The sequence below is a fragment of the Ureibacillus terrenus genome (genome assembly GCF_006569205.1).
Taxonomy (GTDB): domain Bacteria; phylum Bacillota; class Bacilli; order Bacillales_A; family Planococcaceae; genus Ureibacillus; species Ureibacillus terrenus.
In genome coordinates, this window is the sequence record NZ_VIGD01000041.1 from 1 (window position 1) to 3,095 (window position 3,095).

Annotated in this window: 3 protein-coding genes; all 3 read right to left on the reverse strand. The window is 49.0% G+C overall.

Going from position 1 to position 3,095, the window contains the following annotated elements; all coding sequences use genetic code 11:
• Positions 1-196 precede the first annotated feature (196 nt).
• The 3 genes from FKZ59_RS14090 to FKZ59_RS14100 all read right to left on the reverse strand — a co-directional run bounded on the left by FKZ59_RS14090 (position 197) and on the right by FKZ59_RS14100 (position 2,943).
• Positions 197-997 (reverse strand): ExeA family protein, encoded by an 801-nt coding sequence (locus FKZ59_RS14090; protein ID WP_011229854.1) that lies wholly within the window; start codon positions 995-997, stop codon positions 197-199.
• Entirely contained in the window at positions 990-2,237 is a 1,248-nt protein-coding gene (locus FKZ59_RS14095; RefSeq protein WP_141603373.1) for an IS481 family transposase, read from the reverse strand. Before FKZ59_RS14095 ends, FKZ59_RS14090 begins: the two co-directional genes overlap by 8 nt.
• A 142-nt stretch (positions 2,238-2,379) precedes the next feature.
• On the reverse strand, positions 2,380-2,943 hold the full coding sequence (locus FKZ59_RS14100) for a DUF6431 domain-containing protein (RefSeq protein ID WP_011229674.1): 564 nt from the start codon (positions 2,941-2,943) through the stop codon (positions 2,380-2,382).
• Positions 2,944-3,095: the final 152 nt, after the last annotated feature.

Below are 3,095 nucleotides of genomic sequence, written 5' to 3' on the forward strand. Positions count from 1 at the left end.
TGTAAATTAGCACATTATTTCAGAATCCCTTTTTCAAATTATTTCGGACGGATTCTGAAATAATGTGCAAAATCTTTGCGAATTATTCCAGGTTTTGCAGATTATTTCCGAACATTTGCACATTATTTCGGATGATTAACTAGAATGAGGATGGATCGGGATGAAACATAACAGGGGCCGATCAGCCCCTGCTGTGTCAGTACCCCATTTCTTCGGCTGCCATACGCACAATGTCTTCGTCAATCATATGTTTTTTTAATTGAGCGCCGTATAACAGGCAAGTGGTGGCGAGGTTGTTGATGATCCGCGGCCACCCCTGCGACTGCAGGGCGATCGCTTCTAAGGCAGCTGGGGTAAAAATCGGGTGTTTCGCCCCCGCCTGTTTCAGGCGGTGTTCGATATATCCTACCACTTCTTCCTTATCAAGAGGCCCCATCTGGTATCGCATGATGATTCGTTGGTGAAGCGGACGGTGTTGATTCAACCGTAGTTTTGCCTGTAAATGGGGCAGCCCCGCCAAAATCAAGACAAACGGATTTGTTGAGTCCATGTGAAAGTTGAACAGGATCGCGATATCCTGCAGAAAGGCATCCTTCGCTAAATGCATTTCATCGAGGATGAACACTGACGTTACCCGTTGTTCATGATACAAGCGCTCGATCCCTTGTTGGATTTGATAAAACAAGTCGACCTTGCGGTATTTCGGCTCTTCCCCGAGCCCGAAGGCAAGGCCGCGATAAAAGTCCATCACGCTTCCCGTTGACAATGGAAAATAAACGACGTGATACAGTGACGGATTCAGGGATTCCTTAAACGCCCGAAGGGCGAATGTCTTGCCGGCCCCTGGTTCACCGATCAATAGCCCGATCCCTCTTGTTCGTTTCACGTAGTCCAAAGCGGCGAGGGCCTCTTGATACGAGGCCCCTTGATAAGCCTCTGGTGGATTCGTCTCCTTCGAAAACGGCTCTCGGGAAAGGGAATAAAACGTTTTATACATCGTTTTCGCCTCCCTCTACCGGAACCGCCGCAAACGGTGACCGATGGCGTTTCACATAGGCATTGTCCTCGAAGCGAACAAGGACCGCTTCGGCGACCCGTTGACCGTCTTCGTACACATACACGCCTTGTTCATCATAACGGAGTTCGATCGATTGTCCGATGAACCGGGGCGGAACTTCATACAGCTGCTTGTTCAACGTGACCGTACCATCGGCCTTCACTTTACGGTATTCGCGTTTCAAAAAGATCGAGTCGAGCCAATCCGAATCCTCGACGAACGACACCAAATGGACTTGCGATTGAAACACTTCATGTGGCGTCTTCCCGTTCAACGAGGCATGCGGTTTTCGATGGTAATCTTCCTCCAACCACTTCCAAAATCGCTCGTTTAGCTCTTCGAGCGACTTCGGTGAATTCATTTCGAGCAACGGGTAAAACCGCGTCTGTACGGTGCGGAAAAATCGTTCGATTTTCCCTTTGCTTTGCGGATCGTACGGCTGGGTATGGATCAAGGTGATCCCTAACTCCGCGCAGGCGTACTGCAAGGGTTCCGCCCGATAAATCTTGCCGTTATCCGAGTAAATTCGCTTCGGCTTTCCGTATCGAAGCAGCGCTTCCTTGGTTACGATCCGCAACCCGTCAAATTTCTCGGAAGAGAAAAACTGAGCGTACGGCACGACCCGCGAGCAGTCATCGATATAGGCAATCAAAAACGTTTTTTGCGTTTTGCCATTCACGCGAATCAACGGGCCATGGGACAAATCACCTTGCCAGAGCTCATTGACCTGATCGTACGCGAATCGTTTTCGTTCAGGAATCGGTAAAATTTCTTTCCCCACGAGGTTGTATTTTTTTAAAAGTCGGTATATAGTGAAATAAGAGATGGATTGGATTTCCCCCTGCTCGATAAGGTGTTCGTAGAACACCGTCACGGGCATGTGGGGGTGTTTTTTTCTCAGGGCTAAAATGTGATCCTCTTCTTCAGGTGACAGCCTCCGGGAATGGCCACGGTCCGACCGTCGTTTCGGCTTCAGCGCCTCAAAGCCCCCTTTTTTGTACTGCGTGCACCAGTCGAGGATCGTTTTGGCGGCGATGCGTTTCTCTCCATGGTGGGGAACTTGATGGATCCGTTCCGCTACTTCCTTCAAGTACGTTTTTGGATCGACTTGTCCATTCACCAATGGAGCGATCAATCCATACCGAAATAAAGCGATCTCCTGTCTCATCGACTCATTCATTTCGATCTCCTCCTTCGTTCATCCCATTCTAGGACCTTATCGGTCCATCCTGTCTCTATCCTATCGGATCATTCCCCCGACCGTCGAGAGGAAAGGTTTGTGGAATCTATAAATGATTCCATATAAGGGGATATAAGTAAAATCAGGAACTGAATGTACGTGCAAAAAGATGCGTCGATCGGTGCTCCCATATCTCTTGGATGACGAAAAAGAGGCCGATCTCCTCCATCGTCTGGATCCACCATAGGGCTCGTTCTCTCGCTTGGGCGATGGCAGGACCAATTTTTCTCCAGCGCTCCGCAAAAAACCAATGAAGGTGGTTCAAATTTCGGAATAAACGTCGGACATAAAATAAAACCCCTTCATCCGTAGGAAGGAGTGGAGCCTCCTCCATCCCCCGTTTCGGAGTCAGGCCCAACCGTTCTTTCACCACTCTCCATATGGTGGGCAACGTATACTGAAAATAAGGGAGAAGAAATGAAGGCAACACGGCCACCGTCCTCCTGCACTCCGGGCAGCGATACCGAGCGATCCAAATGCGATAAGACTGATGCGACGTCACGGCATTTCGTTCGTAGTACCCATGGCGATAAAGAGGGCGTTTTGCCTGGCAATGAGGGCACCGCTTAAGAAGGGGAAAGTCGTTTTGTTTTCCCCGCTGGGCATATGTCTGGACATCGACCTGAAAGTCATGAAACCGAATCACGTCCTCGTCCCCCCTCTGGAAATCACCCATGTCCCATTCCGAAATAATTCACAAAAAATTTAGCACATTCTTTCGGAAAGGGGGAGAGGGATATTCCGAAGGAATGTGCAAAAAAGAGTCTTTTTTGTGCGGAAATAAAGTGATAATTTACA

Coding starts and splice junctions, on each gene's coding strand:
- FKZ59_RS14095 (WP_141603373.1), bottom strand. CDS start 2,237: ATGAATGAGTCGATGAGACAGGAGATCGCTTTATTTCGGTATGGATTG.
- FKZ59_RS14090 (WP_011229854.1), bottom strand. CDS start 997: ATGTATAAAACGTTTTATTCCCTTTCCCGAGAGCCGTTTTCGAAGGAG.